At 71.7% G+C, this 20,034-nt stretch carries 17 protein-coding genes; 9 read left to right on the top strand and 8 right to left on the bottom strand.

The window, feature by feature from the left end; all coding sequences use genetic code 11:
* Positions 1-43 precede the first annotated feature (43 nt).
* On the top strand, positions 44-1,219 hold the full coding sequence (locus tag E0F75_RS01610; protein ID WP_187620590.1) for a PP2C family protein-serine/threonine phosphatase: 1,176 nt from the start codon (positions 44-46) through the stop codon (positions 1,217-1,219).
* 117 nt (positions 1,220-1,336) lie between these two features.
* Here the strand turns inward: E0F75_RS01610 and E0F75_RS01605 are convergent, their stop codons facing one another.
* Positions 1,337-1,846: a MarR family winged helix-turn-helix transcriptional regulator gene (locus E0F75_RS01605; protein ID WP_187620589.1), complete on the bottom strand. Its 510-nt coding sequence runs from the start codon at positions 1,844-1,846 to the stop codon at positions 1,337-1,339.
* Between the two features lie 107 nt (positions 1,847-1,953).
* Between E0F75_RS01605 and E0F75_RS01600 the strand changes: the two genes are divergently transcribed.
* The 3 genes from E0F75_RS01600 (at position 1,954) to E0F75_RS01590 (ending at position 4,464) form a co-directional block, all read left to right on the top strand.
* Positions 1,954-3,156 (top strand): PP2C family protein-serine/threonine phosphatase, encoded by a 1,203-nt coding sequence (locus E0F75_RS01600; RefSeq protein WP_229312427.1) that lies wholly within the window; start codon positions 1,954-1,956, stop codon positions 3,154-3,156.
* Positions 3,157-3,267: 111 nt separating this feature from the next.
* Entirely contained in the window at positions 3,268-3,753 is a 486-nt protein-coding gene (locus E0F75_RS01595; protein ID WP_187620588.1) for an ATP-binding protein, read from the top strand.
* A 285-nt stretch (positions 3,754-4,038) separates the two neighbouring features.
* Positions 4,039-4,464, top strand: coding sequence for an SsgA family sporulation/cell division regulator (locus E0F75_RS01590; RefSeq protein WP_187620587.1), 426 nt, complete (start codon positions 4,039-4,041; stop codon positions 4,462-4,464).
* Positions 4,465-4,515: 51 nt separating this feature from the next.
* On the opposite strand, the gene E0F75_RS01585 is transcribed toward E0F75_RS01590, so the two are convergent.
* Complete coding sequence (locus tag E0F75_RS01585) at positions 4,516-4,938, bottom strand: anti-sigma regulatory factor (protein WP_187620586.1); 423 nt, start codon at positions 4,936-4,938, stop codon at positions 4,516-4,518.
* Between the two features lie 301 nt (positions 4,939-5,239).
* Here E0F75_RS01585 and E0F75_RS01580 point away from each other — a divergent pair, with 301 nt between their 5' ends.
* Positions 5,240-6,076 carry an RNA polymerase sigma factor SigF gene (locus E0F75_RS01580; RefSeq protein ID WP_194479995.1) on the top strand — a complete coding sequence of 279 codons (837 nt, stop codon included), beginning with the start codon at positions 5,240-5,242 and terminating at the stop codon, positions 6,074-6,076.
* 56 nt (positions 6,077-6,132) lie between these two features.
* Here E0F75_RS01580 and E0F75_RS01575 read toward each other — a convergent pair whose 3' ends face one another.
* Positions 6,133-6,552, bottom strand: coding sequence for a MerR family transcriptional regulator (locus E0F75_RS01575; protein WP_187620584.1), 420 nt, complete (start codon positions 6,550-6,552; stop codon positions 6,133-6,135).
* Between the two features lie 55 nt (positions 6,553-6,607).
* On the opposite strand from E0F75_RS01575, the gene E0F75_RS01570 reads away from it, so the two are divergent.
* Positions 6,608-7,579, top strand: a complete 972-nt coding sequence (locus E0F75_RS01570) for an SDR family NAD(P)-dependent oxidoreductase (RefSeq protein WP_187620583.1) — start codon at positions 6,608-6,610, stop codon at positions 7,577-7,579.
* A gap of 268 nt (positions 7,580-7,847) precedes the next feature.
* Positions 7,848-8,219 (top strand): hypothetical protein, encoded by a 372-nt coding sequence (locus tag E0F75_RS01565; protein WP_187620582.1) that lies wholly within the window; start codon positions 7,848-7,850, stop codon positions 8,217-8,219.
* A 45-nt stretch (positions 8,220-8,264) separates the two neighbouring features.
* On the opposite strand, the gene E0F75_RS01560 is transcribed toward E0F75_RS01565, so the two are convergent.
* Positions 8,265-8,969 (bottom strand): hypothetical protein, encoded by a 705-nt coding sequence (locus E0F75_RS01560; protein ID WP_187620581.1) that lies wholly within the window; start codon positions 8,967-8,969, stop codon positions 8,265-8,267.
* Positions 8,970-9,385: 416 nt separating this feature from the next.
* On the opposite strand from E0F75_RS01560, the gene E0F75_RS01555 reads away from it, so the two are divergent.
* A complete protein-coding gene (locus tag E0F75_RS01555; RefSeq protein WP_229312426.1) occupies positions 9,386-9,895 on the top strand; it encodes a hypothetical protein in 510 nt (169 codons plus the stop codon).
* Between the two features lie 102 nt (positions 9,896-9,997).
* Positions 9,998-12,922, top strand: a complete 2,925-nt coding sequence (locus E0F75_RS01550; protein WP_229312425.1) for a LuxR family transcriptional regulator — start codon at positions 9,998-10,000, stop codon at positions 12,920-12,922.
* 365 nt (positions 12,923-13,287) lie between these two features.
* On the opposite strand, the gene E0F75_RS01545 is transcribed toward E0F75_RS01550, so the two are convergent.
* The 4 genes from E0F75_RS01545 to lanKC all read right to left on the bottom strand — a co-directional run bounded on the left by E0F75_RS01545 (position 13,288) and on the right by lanKC (position 19,913).
* On the bottom strand, positions 13,288-14,097 hold the full coding sequence (locus E0F75_RS01545) for a polysaccharide deacetylase family protein (protein WP_187620578.1): 810 nt from the start codon (positions 14,095-14,097) through the stop codon (positions 13,288-13,290).
* A 124-nt stretch (positions 14,098-14,221) separates the two neighbouring features.
* A complete protein-coding gene (locus E0F75_RS01540; RefSeq protein WP_187620577.1) occupies positions 14,222-15,058 on the bottom strand; it encodes a pyridoxamine 5'-phosphate oxidase family protein in 837 nt (278 codons plus the stop codon).
* Complete coding sequence (locus E0F75_RS01535; RefSeq protein WP_187620576.1) at positions 15,055-16,404, bottom strand: globin domain-containing protein; 1,350 nt, start codon at positions 16,402-16,404, stop codon at positions 15,055-15,057. The genes E0F75_RS01540 and E0F75_RS01535 overlap by 4 nt, the downstream gene beginning before the upstream one ends.
* Positions 16,405-17,207: 803 nt before the next feature.
* A complete protein-coding gene (gene lanKC / locus E0F75_RS01530; RefSeq protein WP_187620575.1) occupies positions 17,208-19,913 on the bottom strand; it encodes a class III lanthionine synthetase LanKC in 2,706 nt (901 codons plus the stop codon).
* Positions 19,914-20,034: the final 121 nt, after the last annotated feature.

Raw genomic sequence — 20,034 nt, 5'->3', positions numbered from 1 at the left:
CCGGGCACGGGACCGAGCCCGGGGAGGAAGGAAGAGGGAGACCGTGCACGAGATCGCCGACGTCGAGCAGGCGCTCCGCCGGGCAGCTCCGCACCGGTTGGTGAGCGTCGTCGAGGACGCCCTGCGGGAGCGCTGTGACGCCCTGCGGGTGGAACTCCGGCTGGCCGACTACGGCTTGCGGACGCTCCAGCTCGTCGAGCGCACGCCCGGGACGGATCCGTCGGTCCCGATCCACGACAGTCCCCAGGGACGCGCCTTCGGCTCCCAGGAGCCGTACGCCGTCGAGGGGCCCTCGTCGGTCCTGCTCCACCTGCCCGTCACCGTCCGCGGAGACCGGCTGGGCGTCCTCACCGCCGAATTGCCCCCGGGAACCGACCTCCGACCCCTGCTGTCCGGACTCGCCCAGGTCTGCGATGCGCTCGGCCACGAGATCCTGGTCGCCGAGCGTGACACGGACCTGTACGTCCTGGCACGGCGGGCGACGCGGCTCACGCTCGCGGCGGAGATGCAGTGGCAGCTCCTGCCCGGCCGTTCGTGCGCCCGCCCCGAGTTCGCCCTCGCCGCCCATCTCGAACCCGCCTACGCCATCTTCGGCGACAACTACGACTGGTCGGTCTCCGACGGCCGTCTGACCCTCACCGTCACCAACGGCATGGGGGAAGGCATCGAGGCCGCTCTGCTGACGAACCTCGCGATCAACGCGCTCCGCAACGCCCGCCGGGCCGGTCTCTCCCTCGCGGACCAGGCCGCGCTGGCCGACCAGGCCGTGTACGCGCAGTACCGGGGCGGCGCCTTCGTGTCGGTCCTCCTGCTGCGATTCGACCTGACCACGGGGGAGGTGGAGGCCGTGGACGCCGGTTCGCCGCGTCTCTGGCGGCTGCGGGGCCATTCCGTCGAGTCCATCGGCTTCGAGGCGCAGTTGCCCCTCGGCATGTTCGAGGACACTGTCTACGTCCCCGAGCGGTTCACCGTGCGGCCGGGGGACCGCCTGATCTTCGGCAGCGACGGCGTGTACGCCGCCGTCTCGCCGGTCGGGGAGAGCTACGGCGACCGGGCGCTGGCCCGCGCGCTCAGGGGGACGCGTCTGCTGCCGCCCACGCACGTCCCGCAGGCGATGCTGCGGGAGCTGACCGCCCACCACGGCGGCGGCTCACTGGAGGACGACGCCCTCGTCGTCTGTCTCGACTGGCACGGCGCCGCGTCATCAGTTGCCGTGTGACAACTGTATCCTTGGGGCAATACCAGGCGCGTGCCCGGTAGGACATGTCAGGGACGACCAGGGGTGGCAATGGGGACATGGGGTGTGCGCCCGGCCGGAGCCGGCGTCGCGCGGAGATCAGGCCGAGCTGACGTCCTTCAGCGGCGTGCGCGGGCGTGACGCGCTCGGCCCGCTCTGCTCCAGGGCTTCGTGGAACCCCGTGAGCCCTCGCAGCAGGGCCTTGCGGCTCGTCGGTGACATGTCGGCGATGACCGCGAGCAGGGCCTTCTCCCGCTGGGCCCGGAGCTCCCGCAGGTACGTCTTGCCGTGCACGGTCAGATGCAGCTCCAGCTGCCTCCGGCTCACAGGGCTGGGCAGGCGCTGGACGAAGCCCAGCGCCTCCAGCCGGTCGCACATGCGGCTCACCGAGGGCGGCGCGGAACCGAGCAGGTCGCCCAGGGTGCGCAGGCTGATGCCCTCCTCACGGTCCAGGCTGTACAGCACGCGCAACTGACTCGCCGAGACCGGCGTCGCCGACACCATGTCCCGGCCGCGCTCCCACAGCACCTCCAGCAGCTCGATGAGCTCCCGGGCGGCCTCGGCCGCCTGCTGCGGTTCCCGCGGCGACGGGGCGGGGTTGATGGTCATACCTTCCGACACTCCTCGGGCGTCCGGGGCCGAGGACGTCGGCCTTGCGACGGACCGGTCATCTCCACATCTCTCCAGAAGGCGGTACGGATCCAGTGGATCGACACGTGACAGTGGAAGGCGCACTGCGCGGGGCGGCACCACACCTCCTTCTGGACTCCCTCCGTACCAGTCTCACGCAGCTGTACGCCGCGTCCTCTGCCGACCTGCTGCTCATCGACTACGGATACACGTCCCTGCGCCCCGTGGCGCCGGTGCAGGCACCCGCCGGGATGCCGCACGCACCCGTGGACGCGGGCCCCGTCGGCCGCGTCTTCCGCACGCAGCAACCATATCTTTTCCGTGATGTCGGGCCCACGGCGACCGCTTACCTTCCCGTCACGGTCCGCGGCGACCGGTTCGGCGTGCTCGTGGTCGACCTGCCCGCGGACCGGTGCGGTCCGGAGACCACCGAAAGTCTCGGCCGTGTCGCCGAGACGCTCGGACACGCCCTGCGCGTCGCCGACCGCCACACCGACCTGTACCGCAGCACCCGCAGGACGCACGCCCTCAGCGTCGCCGGGGAGATGCAGTGGGACACCCTGCCGGGTCGGGCGTGCGCCGGGCCGGCCTTCGACCTCCACGCCCACTGGGAGCCCGCCTACACCTCGGGAGGCCACCTCCTGGACTGGAGCGTGACCGAGGACGAACTCCTGCTGATCGTCGCCGACGGCGTCGGCCCCGGCACCCCGGCCGCCCTGGTGAGCACCCTCGCCCTGACGGCGATCCGCAACGCCCGGCGGGCCGGACTCGACCTGGTGGGGCAGGCCAGCCTCACCGACCAGGCACTCTACGGGCAGTACCGGGGGAAGAGCACTCTGGCCGCCCTGCTGCTCCGCCTCGACCTGACCAACGGCGAGATCGAGGTGGTCGACGCCGGGTCGCCGACGCTCTGGCGGATCCGCGGCGCCGTGACCGAGCGCGTCGAACTGGACCGCCAGCTGCCCCTCGGCATGTTCGAGGACACCGTCTACGCCACCCAGCGCCTGCGCCTCCTGCACGGCGACCGGCTGGTCTTCGTCGCCTGCGGCACGGGCGAGCCCCCGGCCGCGCGGGGATACGAGGCAGCGGACGGTCCCGTCGCGCGGGCTCTCGCCCGGACCTGCCGCCTGAGCGGCGCGGACGCACCCGGAGCCGTCGTGCGGGCGCTGCGCGAGACACCCTGTGGCGCACCCGACGCCGTCCTCGTGCTCTGTCTCGACTGGCGCGGCCACGGGGCGGGGTCACCGGACTCGAGGCGGGACGGGAGACCGGCCCCGCCCCCTCCCTGACGCGTCGCCGGAGTGTGATCCCCGTTGAGAGCGGTGTGGGAACCATGAAGAGGGGAAAAGCGGGGTACGAGGTGCCCAGCGCACCCATCCGGACGAGGGGATACCAGCGCCATGACGGACGCGATGACCGCGGAGCCTGCGGCACGGGACCCCTTGCTGTCCGCGAGTGCCGTCTACGACAACGCCTCCGGCGGCGGCGCGATCGCCTCCGCCCGAGCCTTCACGGCCGACTTCCTCGCGGCCTCCCCGTCCGTGCGGCGTGAACCGGTGGCCGACGAGCGCGTCGAGCTGGCGCAGTTGGTGGTCAGCGAGCTCGTGACCAACGCGGTCCGGCACACGGCCGGCCCGTGCCGACTGCTCCTGGAGCTGCGTCAGGACACCCTGGAGATCTCGGTGTTCGACCGTGCGGCCGCCGCTCCCGTACCCCGCGGACACGATCCCCGCCGGATCGGACAGCACGGCGTCGAGATCGTCGTCGCCGTCTGCGAGAGCCTGAGCGTGGAGCCGGATCCGGAGGGGAAGCGGGTCCGGGCCCGCCTCTCCCTCGTGCCGGAGTACGCCGACGCGGCGACGCCGGCGGACCGGCGCCCGCACTGATACGCCCCGAGCGGCGCAGCGGACGGACCCCGGCTCCCCGGCCCCTGACGGGCTCCGCTGCCCCCGGCCCCTGACGGGCTCTGCTCCCTCCGGCCCCTGACGGGCCGTGCTCCCGCGCCGTCCGACGAACCTGCTCCCGTGCCCTCCGACGACCCTGCTCCCGCGACCTTCACGAAACCGCGACGCCATCGGCACATCCGCCTCGCGTGCATGAGGTGTAACAGGGACGGGACGGGTCAAGCGGACACCGCACCCGCTCGCCACGTCCCTCAGCCGGAGGACCTCATGCCCCAGCCCCCCGTCGCCCCCCTCCCCGCGCCGCGCGTCCTCACGCAGCCCATGGCCATGGAACTGCTGACCCCGGACGCGGCGGTCCCGATCGAGACCACCGTCGGTTACACCTCCCGCGACCCCCACGCGCTGAGCATCGTCTTCCACCTCCTGGGAGATGATCCCGTCGTGTGGCGCGTCGACCGTGAGATGGTCCTCACCGGATCGCTGACCGCCACCGGTGCGGGGGAAGTCCACCTGCGGCCCGCTCCCGACGGCCGGCTTCTCCTGCGCCTCGGCCCGGCCGGGCACTGCGCCATGGTCAGGTGCGACCAGGACAGGCTCGCCCGCCTCGTACGCGACACCTTCGTCCTGGTGGCGCAGGGCACGGAGGAGAGCCACATCGACTGGCAGCCCCTGCTCGCCTCTCTCAGGCGCTGAGGCGAAGTGTGCGGGCCGCCGCCGAAGAGGGACGCGTGAAGCGTGTGTTCCTCATTCCGGCCGGTCGGGGGAGGGCGGACCGAAACAGGCGGTGACGTCCTTGCCCCGCGGGCAGGAGCGGATCCGCACATCGTCGGCGAGCGCGCCGATCAGGAGCAGGCCGCGCCCGCCCAGGGCATCGTCGTCGGGGTGGCGTTGCTCGGGAACACGGGACGACGCGTCGTGGGCGGTCACGTGCAGACACTCCTCGTCCCACGTGAGGATGAGCTGCGCGTCGCTGTGGGCGTGAACGTGGGCGTTGGTGACCAGCTCGGAGACGGCGAGCACCACGGAGTCCACCAAGTCCGGTGCGGTACGGACCCAGCCGAGCGTCTCCAGATGCTGACGCGTCCAGTCGCGTGCCGTCTTCACGCTGCTGCCGAGGGGAAGCGATCGAGCCCAACCGACGGCTCTCAGTGAGGGATCCCGTGTCATGTCTCTCCTTCGAACGACCGTACTGCACCTTCCTGCTGACTTCCTTCTGCCCAGCGACCTGCGGAAGAAGCGGGTCTCCGGCGCTCGACGGCCTCGACAGACGCTGCGGGGAAGGCTGCTGACCGCCCCTCACGCTCGGCACGCACGACCCGGCGAGCGCGCCCGGGGTTCCGCCCCTCGGGAAAGCTCTCGACAAATTCGTCCGTGTGGACTCGGGCGGTCCGGGTAGGCGAGCTGGCACGGGGCCACGACTCCCGGCTCGGGACACACGTGAAAGGGGAATGGCGTGACGCTCACCACGATGTCGGCCAAGGCGATCGAGGCCGGAACGGGAACGCTGCCGGTGATCCCGGACGCGTTGGCGGTCGCGCCGAAGGACGCGCGGGCCCTGTCGAAGGTCTTCTTCCAGGAGCTCACGGTGCTGGAGGAGGGAACGCACGAGTACCAGTACGCGCGCAACACCCTCATCGAGATGAACATGAGCCTGGTCCGCTACGCGGCCGGGCGGTTCCGTCATCGCGGCGACGAGATGGAGGACATCGTCCAGGTCGGCATGATCGGACTGATCAAGGCGATCGACCGCTTCGAGCTCTCGCGGGAGGTCGAGTTCACCACGTTCGCCGTGCCCTACATCGTCGGGGAGATCAAGAGGTTCTTCCGAGACACCTCCTGGGCGGTGCACGTACCCCGCCGCCTGCAGGAGGCCCGGGTGGAACTGGCCAAGGCGACCGAGGAGCTGAGCACGCGCCTGGGCCGGACACCGACGGTCAAGGAACTCGCCGAGCTGATGAGCCTCACGGAGGAAGAGGTCACCGAGGCCCGGCTGGCCTCCAACGGCTACAACTCCTCGTCGCTCGACGCCGCACTGAGCGGCGAGAACGAGGACAGCGAGTCCTCCCTTGCCGACTTCATCGGCAGCGAGGACCCCGCCATGGAGCTGGTGGAGGACTTCCACGCCCTGGCCCCGCTGATCGCCGAACTCGACGAGCGCGACCGGCAGATCATCCACCTGAGGTTCGTCGAAGAACTCACCCAGTCCCAGATCGGGGAACACCTGGGCTGCTCCCAGATGCACGTCTCCCGCCTGCTCTCGCGCACCATGAAGCGCTTGCGCCGAGGCCTGCTCGAAACGGGCTGATACGGCCCACCGCCCGCGCGCCGCGCCCGTGGGGACGGCGCGGTGCGACGCGTGCCTCAGGCAGTGGGGTCCCAGAGTCCGCCGGCTTCGTCGCGGGCGAGGTGCTCGGCATAGACGTCGACCTTCCAGGCGATGACGGACCGGCACTCCTCCAGCGCCTGGATCTGTGCGTCGACGCGCTGTCGATGGGCCTCGAGCAGCCGCAGGCGTTCCGCCTCGTTGCCCGGACCGTTGCGTACCAGTTCGGCGAAGTGCTTGAGGTCGGCGAGCGGCATCCCGGACTCGCGGAGCCTGACGCAGATCAGCAGCCATTCGACATCCGCGGACGTGTAGCGCCGCCTGCCACCCGACGTGCGCCGGACCGGTCCGACGAGCAGGCCCTCGCGCTCGTAGAAGCGCAGGGCGTGCACGCTCAGTCCGGTCCGCTCGGCCACCTCGCCGATGCTCAGCCACTGCACGGCAGCCTCGGTCGCCATCCTTCTCACCCCTGGACTTGATCTAGACCTCGCTCTAGATCGTAGCGTCGGCGGCATGACAACGACTGAACAGCAGCCGCTGGGCTCGCCCTTCTCCGCTACCACCTCCGCCACGGACATCGTGGCCGACTGCGACCTCTCCGGCCTGACCACTGTGGTGACCGGGGGCTACTCCGGGCTCGGTCTGGAGACCACCCTGGCTCTGACGGCCGCCGGGGCCCGGGTCATCGTTCCGGCCCGCCGCCCCGACGTCGCTCGTGCCGCTCTCCAGGGGGTGAGGGGCTGCGAGGTCATCGCCATGGACCTGGCCGACCTCGCCGGCGTCCGCTCGGCCGCCGCGCACATCAGCGACATCGCCGACCGGGTCGACCTCCTGATGGCCGTCGCCGGCGTCATGGCCACCCCGGAGCGGCGCGTCGGGCCCGGCTGGGAAGGCCAGTTCACCGCCAATCACTTCGGGCACTTCACCCTCGTCTGTGAGCTCTACCCGCTCCTGAAGGCCGCAGGCGGCGCGCGCGTCGTCGTCAACAGCTCCGCCGGCCACGCCCTGACCGGGATCCGCCGGCACGACCCGTACTTCCGTACCGGCTACGACAAGTGGCTGGCCTACGGCCAGTCGAAGACCGCGAACGCCCTGTTCGCCGTGCACTTGGACGCCCTCGGGCGCAACGACGGCGTCCGCGCGTTCGCCCTCCACCCGGGCAAGATCATCACCGGTCTCCAGCGCGAGATGACCCTCCAGGAACAGATCGACCGCGGTTGGGTGGACGAGCACGGCAACGTGACCGGCGTCGACTTCAAGACCCCTTCCCAGGGCGCTGCCACCGGCCTGTGGGCCGCCACGTCATCGCTCCTCGACGGCCGCGGCGGGGTCTACCTGGAGGACTGCGACATCGCCCGAATCTCCACCCCCGACCAGCCCATGGACGACGGCGGTGTCCGCTCGTACGCCATCGACCCCGATGAGGCCGCACGTCTCTGGGACCTCTCCATCGCCGCGACCGGTGCCACCCCGATCCTCCGGTGAACCCGCGCCTCGCCTGCGGTGCGCTTCCCGACGCGGGTCCAAGGTTCGGTCTTCGAGCGGCTGCCGGGCGGTGACGGTGCCCCGGCGGCGGGACGCCACCCCGGCCGTCTCGCAGCGTCCGACGCTGCCACGAGGAGGTCGACTGGGTCCCGACCGTTCAACGGACCCATGAGATCATCGAGTCCGCCGCCCTGCCGCGTAACTCGCTCCAGGGTGGGAACGTCGACAGGAGCGGCGAGACCGAACTGCGGCACATGGGGGAGTGGTCATGGGGAACAGCGGGACCACGGACGTGTCTCGTGGACGGACGCGCGGCGAGCGGCTGACCGAAGGGATGACCGTCGTCATGGCGTCGGCCCTTGCGTTCGCCATGCTGACCGGCCCGGTCCTGGTTTTCGGCGCGGCCACCTGGCATCTGGTGACCGGTACCGGTACCACCGCGTTCAGCCGGGCCGTGGTACCGGTGATCCTCCTCGCGCTCACGACGTCGCCGTTCTTCCTGGCCCGGTCGGTGTTCCGCTCAGGACGCCGCAGAGGCAGGGAGCGCCTGACGGCGGCGGCCCCGGCGGCGTTGGCGCTGCTCGCGGGGTCCGTCGTGCCGTTCGCGGCTCTGTGGCTGACCTTCGTGTACGCGAACTGAGCCCGCTGCCCGGCCGTGCCCGGTGAGCAGTCGGGCCCAGGCCGATCAGTCGAGCGGAAGACCCTGCATCTGCGCGAAGGTGCGGGCTCCCGAGCCGTGGAGCAGGGTGCCGTCACAGGCGGGCAGTTCGCCCCGCACCTTCTCCAGTCGCCCGGCATCCACATAGCCCACGGCGATGTCGCCCTTGTCGGTGAAGTCGTGGGTGTAGCGGCGGTCGCGATCCGTGCCCATGGCCAGCAGGCGCTTGCTGTCGAGCAGCACGCCGTAGTACAGCCTGTCGGAGTTCAGCTTGTCCACGGCGGAACAGATCACGGGTACTTCCTCGCCGCGCCGCGGGTGGCAATCGGGCTTGGCCTGATTGCACAGTTCGGTGTCACCTACCTTGATCACCTTGCAGCTGTCCTCGGACTCGCCCGTGCAGGAGACCGGCATGATGTTGAGGGGCGGGCTCACGGTGGGGTTGCTGTAGACGCTGACCCAGGCCGCGCTGACGGCTGTCCGGTGCACTTCGGGACGCGCACACAGGTCGATGTCCGCCGTCCCTCCGAACTTGTCGTCCTGCACGGTCGCCGCGTGCTTGTCCGGGCAGTCCCGTGACGCGCCCTCGTCGGCCGCGCCCCCGCCGGCCACGCTGCCCGCGGCCGTTGAGCCCGGGACGGCCGGATCCTTGTCCGCAGTGGATCCGCAGGCGGCGAGGGACAGCGCCAGGAGCACTCCGAGGATGGGGGAGACGAGAACGCGGTGTGACACGAAAAGCACCTCTTGTTCGATGGGGGGAATCATCCGCATGCCGGCTGCGACGGGCACGTGGGTGTGTCGCGGCACGTGGTCGTGCTGCGGCGCGGGGCTGCGCTGCCTCACGGGACCGTGCCGCGGCACGGGGGCCGATGCTCGCAGGGTCCGTCGCCCGGGGACGTCGGTGGAAACACGTACTTCGCTACGTATTGGCCGGGCGGCCGACCGCACGCACCCTGAAGTACGTAGGGCATGTCAGGGAAACCACGGACCCGCGGCAACGTGACGGGTGGGAGAGTCGTGAGTCGTGGTCGGTTCGGTGAGCCGTACACATCACAGGCGGTCGCACGACGGCCGCCTTCAGGGGGGGGGCGGGCGGTGTGGCGCGATCGGCAGGGACGTGGGCGCGGAGGGTGGGCCTGACCGGAGCGGTGGTCAGTCTCGCGGTCGCCGGGTGGCTCATCTGGCTGCTCCCGGGACCCCACCTGGCGGCCGTCCTGGGGTTCGGCCCCGTGGACGGCGTCATGAGGATCGCCTCGTGCTACGAGGCCACCGACGAGCAGGGCTATTCGGACGGCACCAACTGCACAGGCACGTACACCCCGCGTGCGGCGGGGGAGCCCTCACGTCAGGTCACGCTGGACAAGGCTGCCACGCCGCACAAGCCCGGCAGCACCGTGGAGGTGCGGATGGCGAGGGGCAGGGCCCACGAACTGTCGGGCTACGCGCTGGGTACGTGGATCACCGTCACCGGGCTCATCCTCGGACCGTTCCTGGCTCTGTCGCTGTCGTTCCGCGCCTGCGCGCGGGACCGCACGTGGAGTCACAACGGCGACTACGTCCTGGTCTTCATCGTCGCCGAGGTCGCCGCGCTCGTTCTCGGACTCCTGGTGGGCATCGTCGTCTCGATCGCCATCGCCCTGTTCGACTTGTTCGTCTGAGGAGACGGGGGCAGCACGGCTCCGCGTCCTCGGGGGAGGGTCCCGGACGCAACGCATGTACGTCTCTCGATAGGTCTCCTGTTCGACGTGATAGACAATGCCGTGGAGTTCGGTAGAGAGATCACACCCGTCGGAACATCGGAAGACGCGGCCACACATCACGACAGCGGGATCCCCCTCGTCGGCCGCACGGCCGAACTGGGCCTGCTCGACACGGTGATCGACCGGCTGGGCCACGGCGCCCCGTCCTTCGTCGACATCACCGGCGCGGCGGGGATCGGCAAGAGCCGGCTGATGGCCGAACTCTGCCTCCACGCACGGCAACGAGGGTTGACGGTGGTGCGCGGCCGCGCGGCGGAGTACGAGCGGCACCTCCCGTTCCATCCGTTCGCCGACGCGTTCGCCGACCTCGACCACCGTCCGCCGGATGCCCCCGACCTGCTGGACGCGGTCTCCCGCGTCCTCGGCGGCCGTGGTGCCGGGCCGTTCCCCGGGGCGGTGCCCGCCACCGCCGACCGCTTCGGTCTCCACCGTTCGGTGGCACGGCTGATGGCACGACTAGGCCGGGCAGACGGCCTGGTGGTGGCGCTGGACGACGTGCACTGGGCGGACCCGGCTTCCCTGGAGCTCCTGGACCACCTCGTCCGGCATCCCGTACCCGGTCCGGTCGTCCTCGTCGTCGCCCGCCGCGACCGGCAGACGCCGACCGCGCTCACAGCGGCGCTCACCCGCGAAGCCGACACCGGAGCGGTCCTGCGGATCGCTCTGGCACCGCTCGCGGAACAGGAATGCGTCGAAGGGCTCGCCCCCGATCTGCCGCGCGACAAGGCCGCGCACCTGTATGCGGCAGGAGAGGGCAACCCCCTCTACTTCCTCTCCCTCCTGCACGCCTACCGCGAGGACGCCGAGCGTCGCCGTACGTCCTCCCCTGCCTCCGCCGAGATCGCACCCGGCGAACTGCCCACCGGGCTGGGAGCGTTGCTGCTGAGCGAGCTGGCCCCGCTGACCCCGTCGCAGCACCGGACCCTGGAGGTGATCGCCGTGCTAGGCGATCACGCCGTGTCCCCGGTGATCCGCAGGGTGGCCGGACGTACCGATGCCGAGCTCGACGACGATCTGGACACGCTGGCACGACGTGACCTCGTGCGGCCGGGCCCAGGTGGCCGCATGGTGGTGCGCCACCCGGTGATCCGGACGCTGGTCCACGAGTCCACCGCGGTTCGGCGGCGCGTCGAGATCCATCACGCCGCGGCCGCCGAGCTGGCCCGCACCGGCGCACCGGCCGTCGAGCAGGCCCGGCACATCGAACGGTCGGTGACCACGTGGGACCCGCAGGCGTACGACGTACTGAGGCAGGCGGCCGAGCAGACCGCCTCGACGGCTCCGACGAGCTGCGCACACTGGCTCCAGGTCGCACTCCGACTACTGCCCGACACGGCTGAACACGCCGCCGAGCGACGCGATCTGCTGCTGCGGCGCGCACGAGCACTCGGCGTCTCCGGCGGGCTGCGGGAGAGCCGCGACCTGCTGCACGAGGTGATCAGCACGGTCGGCCCCGACGAGACCGACGTCAGGACGTCGGCCGTCGTGCTGTGCGCCTCGACGGAACGGCACCTCGGAAGGTACTCCGAGGCGATCGCGCTGCTGCGCCGCGAGTTGCGCAGGCAGCCGGAGCCGTCACCGTCCGACCGGGTGTCGATCGGCCTCGAACTGAGCTCGTCCGCACCGCACAACGCCTCCTATCCGCAGATGCGGGGCGAAGTCGCACGGACCCTCGCGGATGCCCGCGTCCTCGGCAACGAACTCGGCGAGGCGGGGGCACTGGCGGTCGCCGCGTTCGGCGAGGCCTACGAGGGCGACATGACCGCGGCGAGCGCGTACGCGACGCAGACGGCCGGGATACTGGATGGCCTGCCCGACGGCGACCTCACGGCACTGTGCGAACCACTGGGCAGACTGGGATGGGCGGAGGCCTTCCTGGGCCGCTTCACCGACGCGGAACGCCACGCCGACCGGGGCCTCGGCATCGCCCGGCGCAGCGGGCAGATCTACCTCCTGCCGCTCCTGCTGCTGTGCAAGGCACACGTACGGATCCAGACCTGCCGACTGCAGTCGGCCCGGGAACTGGCGGACGAGGCCGAGGACATCGCCCGCGGGATCGGCAGCGGTGAACTGCTCGCCTTCGTCCTGGCCAACAAGGCGCAGGTGCGTGTCGCGGCGTCCGCACCCGGCGATCCGGAGGCACTGGCGGCTGCGGAGGAGGCCGTTGCGGCCATGGGGCCGAGCGACAACTGGCGGGCCTCCATGGCCTGGTGCATGCTCGGCTACGCGGCGCTCACCGGCGGCGATCCGCACCGCGCCCGGGACGCCCTCCTCCGGGCCGGGGGAGACGACCTGCGTGGCCTGCAACCCTCGATGCGCCCCCTTCTGTCGGAACTCCTCGTCACGGCGGCCCTCTTCACAGGGGACGTCACGTCGGCGTCCGCATGGTCCGAGCGGGCCCGCAGGGAAGCGGAGCAGCTCGGCCTGCCCGTGCAACGCGCCTCCGCGATGCGGAGCGCGGCACAGCTCGCACTGCACCACGGCGACGCCGGCAGGGCGGCGACACTGCTCTCCGAGGCCGCGGCGGAATGCGCACGGTCCGGCGCGGTGTTCTGGGAGGCGCGGTCACTGCTGCTCGCGGCCCCGGCGATGACGGCCGCCGGGTTCGGAGCACGGGGTGAGGCCATGTGGAAGCAGGGGCACCGGCTCGCCACCGGTGGCGGCGCGGGTCTGCTGGTCGGTCTGGCGGAGATGACACGGCCCTCCGCACCCCGCACGCCCTCCACCGCCCCACCGCGGCTGGCCTCCTTGACGGCCCGCGAACGGGAGATCGCCGAACTGGCAGCCGAGGGCCTCACGAACCAGGCGATCGCCACCAGGCTCTACCTCAGTCCACGGACGGTCGAGACCCACCTCTCGCGGGTGTTCCGCAAGACCGACGTCGCCACCCGGACGGGTCTCGCCGCCCTGATGGCCCGTTCCTGACACCGGGAGACCTCCCCGGGGCCGCACGCCTCCCGCACGGGACGGCCGGTGACGGGCTCGTCTTCGCGCACGTGATGGACCGCTTGCATGTTCCCCGCCGCCGCGGACGCCCCCGCACGAGGCCGGACACGATCCGAGCGAAACGGCCCAGGTGAGCGCGGCGAGCGGCAGGGGCTGACGTCCGGTGACAGAGGCTGACGTCAGGCGGCAGCCGAGGACGGCAGCGGCTCGGGGCCCGGCGAGCCGACGACGGTCTCCGCCCGCGGTCCGCTGTCGGGCCGCCCGTGGCCGGGCGCCGGCGGCCGTGCGCCGGCGCGCCGGTGGCCTGTCGGCCGGTCACGCACCTGCCCCGAGCCGGTGGATCCTCAGGGGGCGGTTCGCACGGGGAAGCTGAAGGTGCGTCCCTGCGCCTTGAGCCACGGCAGCACCTGCTTGAGGGCCTCGACGGTCTGACCGCGGTCGCCGCCGCCGTCGTGGAAGAGGATCGTCGGCCCGTTGGACAGCTCGTTCTTGACCGTGCCCACGATGGCGCTCGTGCCGGGCTTCTCGAAGTCCTTGGTGTCCACGTTCCACCCCAGCGGCCGCATCCCCGCCTCGGCGGCGATGCGTCGGCTGTCCGGAGTGAACGCGCCGCCCGGCGCCCGGTAGTACTCCACCTTCGCACCCCCGGCGGCGTCCTCGATCATCCGCTTCGCGTCCAGGATCTGCTGCTTCTGATACGCGACGGACTTCTTGTCCATCGCGGTGTCGTGGGACGTGGTGTGGTCGCAGAGGCGGTGCCCGTCCGCGACGACCCTCTTGACCAGGTCGGGGAACTCCTTCGCCCGCGGTCCGACCATGCAGAACACCGCCTTGACGTTGTGCTGCTTGAGGACCTCCAGCACCTTGGGCGTCCACTGCGGGTCGGGCCCGTCGTCGATGGTGATGTTCACGGCCTTCCCGCCCGCCTCGGCGGCATGGGCGATCCCCTGGGGCATCCTCACCTTCGACACCGGCGGCGGGCCGGATGCCGGCTCCTTCGTCCGTTCCTCGGGCCCGGTTCCCTGCGAGCCCGCCCCCGTCCGGGCGGCGGCGTCGGTGTCCGTCAGCGCGGTGGCCCCCCACGCCGCCAGGCTGATCGCGACCGCCGATGCCGCCACGGCTATGTGCGCGGTGTACTTGCCCTTCAGCCCCATGTCCTGCCACTCCTCGCCGTTCTCTACGCTCTCCCGGATAAGGGGACGGCAGAGAGGGCCGGAAGGTTTCACCCGACCGGACCCAAGAACGGAAACGTGCAGCGTGAGGGGCTCGGACAGGGGCTCAGACCGAGGCGCTTCTGCTGAACCAGCCGCTGAACGGCGGCGCCCCCGCCGCGGATTCCGCCCCGGCGCCGGTGCCTTCGCCGAAGGCGTGCCGTTCCGCCCTCGCGAGTACCTTCTCCGCCTCCGCCCGCCAGGTCGCCGCGTCCGCGTCCGGACGGGGCGGCGGCAGAAACGGGCCGCGCTCCGGTGCCTCGGAGGCCGCTCCGAAGAAGTCACCGCCCTTGCGCTTGAAGTCGTCCGTTCCCCACGGGCGGCCGTGGTCGCGCGCGGGGACCTTCTGGAGGTGGGGGATGTGCTTGGCGCAGTGGATGTACGCCTCCTCGACGGTGATCACCACCCACACCAGCGCCCGTCGGCCGGGCACTTGGTCGGCCGGGAGCCAGGGGTGGGCGCGGCGCATCTCGTCGTCGGCCACGCTCCTGGCCCGGCCGTTGACGTGGAGTCCGATGCGGTCCCGGAGGAAGTCGACCATGAGAATGCCGACCTGCGGGTTCTCGTCGATGTTGCCCAGGCTGGCGTGGACGCCGTTGCCCCGGTACTCGGGGTAGGCGAGCGTCGCGTCGTCCAGGACGTGGAGGAAGCCGGGCGGGCCGGCGCGGAAGGTGTTGTCGCACGCACCGTGCCGGTCTGCGGTGGCCAGGAAGAACATCTCCTGCCGGTTCACGAACTCGCGCATCCGGGAGTTCAGCCGGTCGAGGACCTGGTCGGCGTAGAAGCGGTCCGCGCGCTCCGTGGTGGCCATGCGCTGCTGGACGAGGTGTTCGCCGTCACTGCCCGGGCGGATGGTACGCAGGGTCGTCGTCCCCTGCTGCGCGGCGTGTTCGAAAGTACTCACGTCGTTGCCCCGACCAGTTCTTCGATGGAGTCGTGCCGTATGCGGTGGGCGGGGATGCCGATGCCCACGAGGGTGTCGACGCTGCGCCGGATCATTCCGGGCGGGCCGGACAGGTACGCGTCATGGGTGTGCCACGGGCCGAACTCGCGCACGGCCTGCGGGATACCGCCGGACAGCAGGCCGACGGGACCGTCGTCGACGACCGGGCGCACCGAGAGCCAGGGGTGCGACTGCTGCAGCCGCAGCATCGTGTCGATGTCGTAGAGGCCGTTGTTCCGGCGAGCACCGTAGAACACGTCGACGGAGCGCCGCCGACCGTGCCGGGCGACATCCTCCACCAGGGCCTTGATGGGCGCGATGCCGGTGCCGCCGCCGAGACACAGCAGCCCGTTGTCGCTGGTGTGGTCCACGGTCATGGAACCGGCGGGAGGCCCGAGCCGGATGACGTCTCCGGTACGGGCGCGGTGGACGAGGGCGTTGGAGACCCAGCCCGCCGGTACGGCCTTCACGTGGAAGGAGAGGAGTCCGTCGGAACGGGGCGCGGAGGCGAAGGAGTAGTGCCGCCAGACCCGCGGCCACCAGGGGGTCTCCAGGGTCGTGTACTGCCCGGCGAGGAAGGGGTACGGCCCGTCGGGCCGGACCGTGACGACCGCGACGTCCTTCGTACGCATGACATGGGCGACCACCTCCGCCTGCCACCAGGCCGGCGCACGGAGCTCGTCCTCGGTCGCCGCGTCGATCATGATCTGGGAGATCGTGGTGTAGGCGCCCACCCACGCGGCCTCGGCCCGTGGCCCCCAGGTCTCCGGGGCATGGCAGGCGAGGGCGCCGATCAGGGCCTCGCCGACGGCCGGATAGTGCTCGGGGAGGGTGCCGTACTTCCGGTGCCCGCGGCCGAGGTGGGTGAGGTACGTGGTCAGGGTGACGGGGTCGTCCGCGTGGGTCGCGGCGGTGAGCAAGGCCTTGAACAGCCGGTCGCGCTGGGTGTCCATCGCGGCCGGGAAGAGGTCACGCAGACCGGGGTGGCGGAGGAAGAGCAGTGCGTAGAAGTACGAGGTGACCCGGTCGGCGATCGGCTCGATCTCGGCCATCGTGCGGCGCAACAGCTCCGTGGCGGACGGGACCGCCGCCGGGGTCGGGGGCGGTGTCGGCGGGGCTGGGGCTGGGGTTGGTCGGCGTTCCGCCGGGCGCGCGGACTTCGGGGCCGACCGGCCGGTCTCCGGGTGCCCCGGCCGCTGGGGCCCGTGCGCTCCCTGCGAACCCCGCCCGAACCAGCCCCCGTTCTGACCGCCGGCAGCGGCACCGGAGCCGTAGCCGTCGGCCGACGGGGTGGTCGGAGCTTCCATCGGTCTGCCTCGCCTCGAACGTCTTTGGTCGGTCTTCGCCCACGGGGTCTGCATGTGCCCCGTTTTCTTGTCGCCCACGGCGTTCGACGAATACTCGGACGGGTGAGCGGGCCCGACCATACCCCGCCCGTCGGAATTCAGGGGATTCCCGTGACCGCCCCCTCAGAAAAGGCATTTTGGCTGCTCAGAGGCTGGTTACTATTGAGTTGGAAGGGTTCGAAACTGTTTCCGATGCGGTATGGGAGAGGAATTCGCCGACCGAAAACTCACGTGGTGACCCGAACTTCTCCACATCTGCACCGACCAGATCGGCGAGAGGCCGTCGGCGGTCGTGTCGGTGAAGCCGGACCATTTCCACGGCAGGCCGGCTGGTGCCGCCGTGCACCGCGGCGCCGCGGAGGCCGTCCGGAAACAGCTCGTTACGTGGCTGGAGGGGCACCCCTGGCAGGCAGCGGCCGCGATGAGGGTGTTGGCGCGGTGGCAGGGCTTCCACCGCGCCGGCCGTCGGGCAGGCGAACGGCCCGGGCCCGGGACCGGTGGCAGGACCACCGGTCCCGGCCATCCCCGGGTGCCGGCTGGCTACATGGGCTCGGGGAAGATGTCGCTAATGCTCCAGGCGACGCTGAAGCAGGGCGGGAGGGAATAGGCCTCCGGCTCGGTGTCCAGGGCCTGGAGCGCGAGGATCTGGCTCATGGATGCTCTCCACCTTCTTCTCGGGGTCGTTTCGGTCGGTGACTGCGTACCTCGGCACGGAGTTGCTTGCCGCCGTGCCCAGGCGTTCAGGGGACGCCCGCCCGGTGCCGTCAGCGGGCCGCGGGGATCCGGGGACGCGCGTGGTGGGGCTCCGTCAGGAGCGGTCCGGCCAGCAGGCGGTGGAGGGCCAGCAGGACGCCGGCTCCGCCACTGGACAGGTCGGCGGTGAACCGCTGCGAACCCGCTCCGAGGAAGCGGACACCACGCCGGTACGGGACGGCGTACTTCAGCAGGCCGGTCGCGGCGCGCACCGCGTCCCCGCGGGCGGCGTCCGTGCCGGTGAGCTCGGCGTGCTCGGTCAGGAACCAGCTCAGTCCGGCCAGACCCCGGTACAGGCCCGCCTCCTTCGTCGCGCAGGAGACCCGGATGCCGGCCACCAGTCTCGGCAGTGCCGCAGCGCAGCGTTCGTCCGGCACGGTGGCCACGTAACGGGTGAGCACGGCCGCGACGCCGGCCGCGCCCGTGCCCAGGTACGGCATGGCACGGGTGAGCCGCGCGTTGTCGGAGAGGGACAGGGCGCCGTCGTCCAGTGGAAAGGTCCGGTCCAGCTCCTGATGGAGCAGCATGCGGCCCGCCTCCAGGTAGCGGGCCTCGTCGGTGTCACGGGCCAGGCGGTGGAGGAAGAGGGCGAGCCCCGAGCGGCCGTGCAGCAGTCCGCGGGCGTCGTGCTCGCCGAGGGTGGCCGGCAGGTCGGGAGTGCGCAGCAGGCGCTCCCCTGCCGTGGCGGCCCGTTCCAGGTGGCTGCTCTCCCCGGTCAGCCGGTACAGGGCGAGCCAGCCCAGACCGACCCCGGCCCGCCCACCGGCCAGCGTGCTGCACGAGGCGATGAGCGCGTGGTCGTCGGCGTCCCGGAGCAGGTCGACGGCCTCGTCCAGCAGGCCGAGGCCGGCCAGTACCCGGCCGATGCCGGCCGAGCCGACGAGCAGTCCGGGGGGCAGCGCGTCGCGCTGCGCCAGCGTGTCACGGCGCAGCCGTTCGCGGATCTCGTCCGGCACCGCCGCCCCGGTGCGGTGCAGGGCGTGCACCACTCCTGCCGTGCCGTAGGCCAGGCACACGTTGTTGGTCCGGAACGCCTCGGGCGAGGGCGGGAAGGCCCACTCCGGCCGGTCGGCGTCAGCCATCTCCAGCAGCCCCGCGGCCACCTCCGCGGACAGCCGGGTGAGGCAGCCGCGCGGATCGGTGTCCAGCTCGGCGGGGGAGGGCGGGCGATAGGGACCGCCCTGGCCCTGCGCCTGGCTCTGCGCCTGGTCCCGCGCTCGGCCCACCGTCTGCTCCTGCGCCTGGTCCCGCGCCCGGCCCGGCGCCTGCTCCCGCGCCTGGTCCTGCACCTGCTCCCGCACCTGCTCCTCCGCCAGGTGGAAGGCGGTGGCCCGCTGCCACAGGTCCTGCGGCGGAGCCACGTCCGCCAGGTCGCGGCGCAGCAGTGCGAGGTTGGCGGGCGCGTGTTCGGCGATCTCGTGGAACGGCGCCAGGAGGGCGAACGCGACTGCCGACATGCCGTACCGGTCCTGGAGCAGCGGATCGGAGTCGGCCCGGAACAGGCCGGGCGGCGGTGTGAACCCCGGGGTGCCCATCCCGGAGGGTGCCGAGGACAGGGCCGAGGCCGCCTCGAAGTCCACCAGCCGGACTCCGCCCGAAGGCGTGACCATGACATTGCCCAGGCTGAGGTCACCGAACCGGTAGCCGGCGGCGTGCAGCCGCTTCAGCGAGGCGTCCAGTGCGGCCAGCAGGCGCCGGCACACCTCGTAGTACACGGCGACGGACTCGGTCGTGCGGTCGGCGCGGGCCAGCGGGGAGGACCGGCTCAGCCAGCCCACCAGCGGCTGCCCCGCGACGTACTCGGTGACGAGGAAGTCGTGCTCCCACTCCGTGAAGTGGTCCAGCGGCTCCGGACCCACGCCGGGGGCGGCCGCGTGCAGCTCGCGCAGCACGCCGTACTCGTGCCGCAGCCGCTGCTGCGCGTCGGTCCCGTCGAAGACCAGGCCGTTGTGGGCGCGAGCCTCCTTGACGAAGACGGTGCGGCCGGTCCGCCGGTCCCGGGCCTGGTACGTGCCGCCGGCGTTGCTCAGGCGCACCGCGCGGGTCACCTCGTAGTCGCGGATCAGGATCGGGCCCTCGTGCGGCTTCTCCTCCTCCTCGACGAAGGGGTCCGCGATGCCCGTGGGCAGGTGGAACGCGGGCAGCCGCAGATCCACGACCTCGCGGCCGGAGCCGTCGAGGACCAGCCCCTCCCGGGTGCCGTCGGCCCGCAGCCGACTGCGGGCACCGAAGGAGCCGTAGCGGTAGTGGACCGTCCGCGAGTCGCGAAAGCGCCGGTCGGTGAGGACGTACGGTCCCTCCTCGCCGTCGAGCGCGTCGCGCAGACGTTCCAGCAGCCGGCGGGCGGTCGCCGTGTCCGGCGGGTAGACGGCGCAGAACTTGCCCGCCTGGGCCCGCCCGGCGTGTTTGTGATGGAGGAACAGGAAGAAGAGCCGGGCGCTCAGGTGCTTGAACGGCACGCCTTCGGAGAAGCAGATGCGGGCGACCGTGTCGAGCACGTGTTGCGCCCGGTCCAGCCGCGCCGACACGTGGATCTTCCAGCCCTGCTCGGCGAGCCCGGTCCGCGGACTGCCCCAGGCCGTCCAGATGCCCTGGGCGACGCCGCGCAGGCCCGGCGGCACCTCGCTGGGAGCGAAGCGGGGCCCGGGGTCTGCCACGCTGGTCAGCGGCAGGTAGTACTCCCGGTCCGCGAGCGCTTCGCCGAAGCCTTCGAGCACGGAATCTCCTCGCAGCGTGGTGGTGGGCGGCCATGACGGCTGCGCCAGACGCTAGGAGCGGCAGGTATGGAAACGGTTCGTCGGCGGCATGCGACCGGTATCAGGAAGGATCACCGCAGGG

Origin of the sequence: Streptomyces sp. CB02980, assembly GCF_014451325.2 — a bacterium.
Classification (GTDB): domain Bacteria; phylum Actinomycetota; class Actinomycetes; order Streptomycetales; family Streptomycetaceae; genus Streptomyces.
The sequence above is the reverse complement of the archived record's forward strand: the minus strand, read 5'-3'. Positions and strand labels throughout refer to the sequence as shown.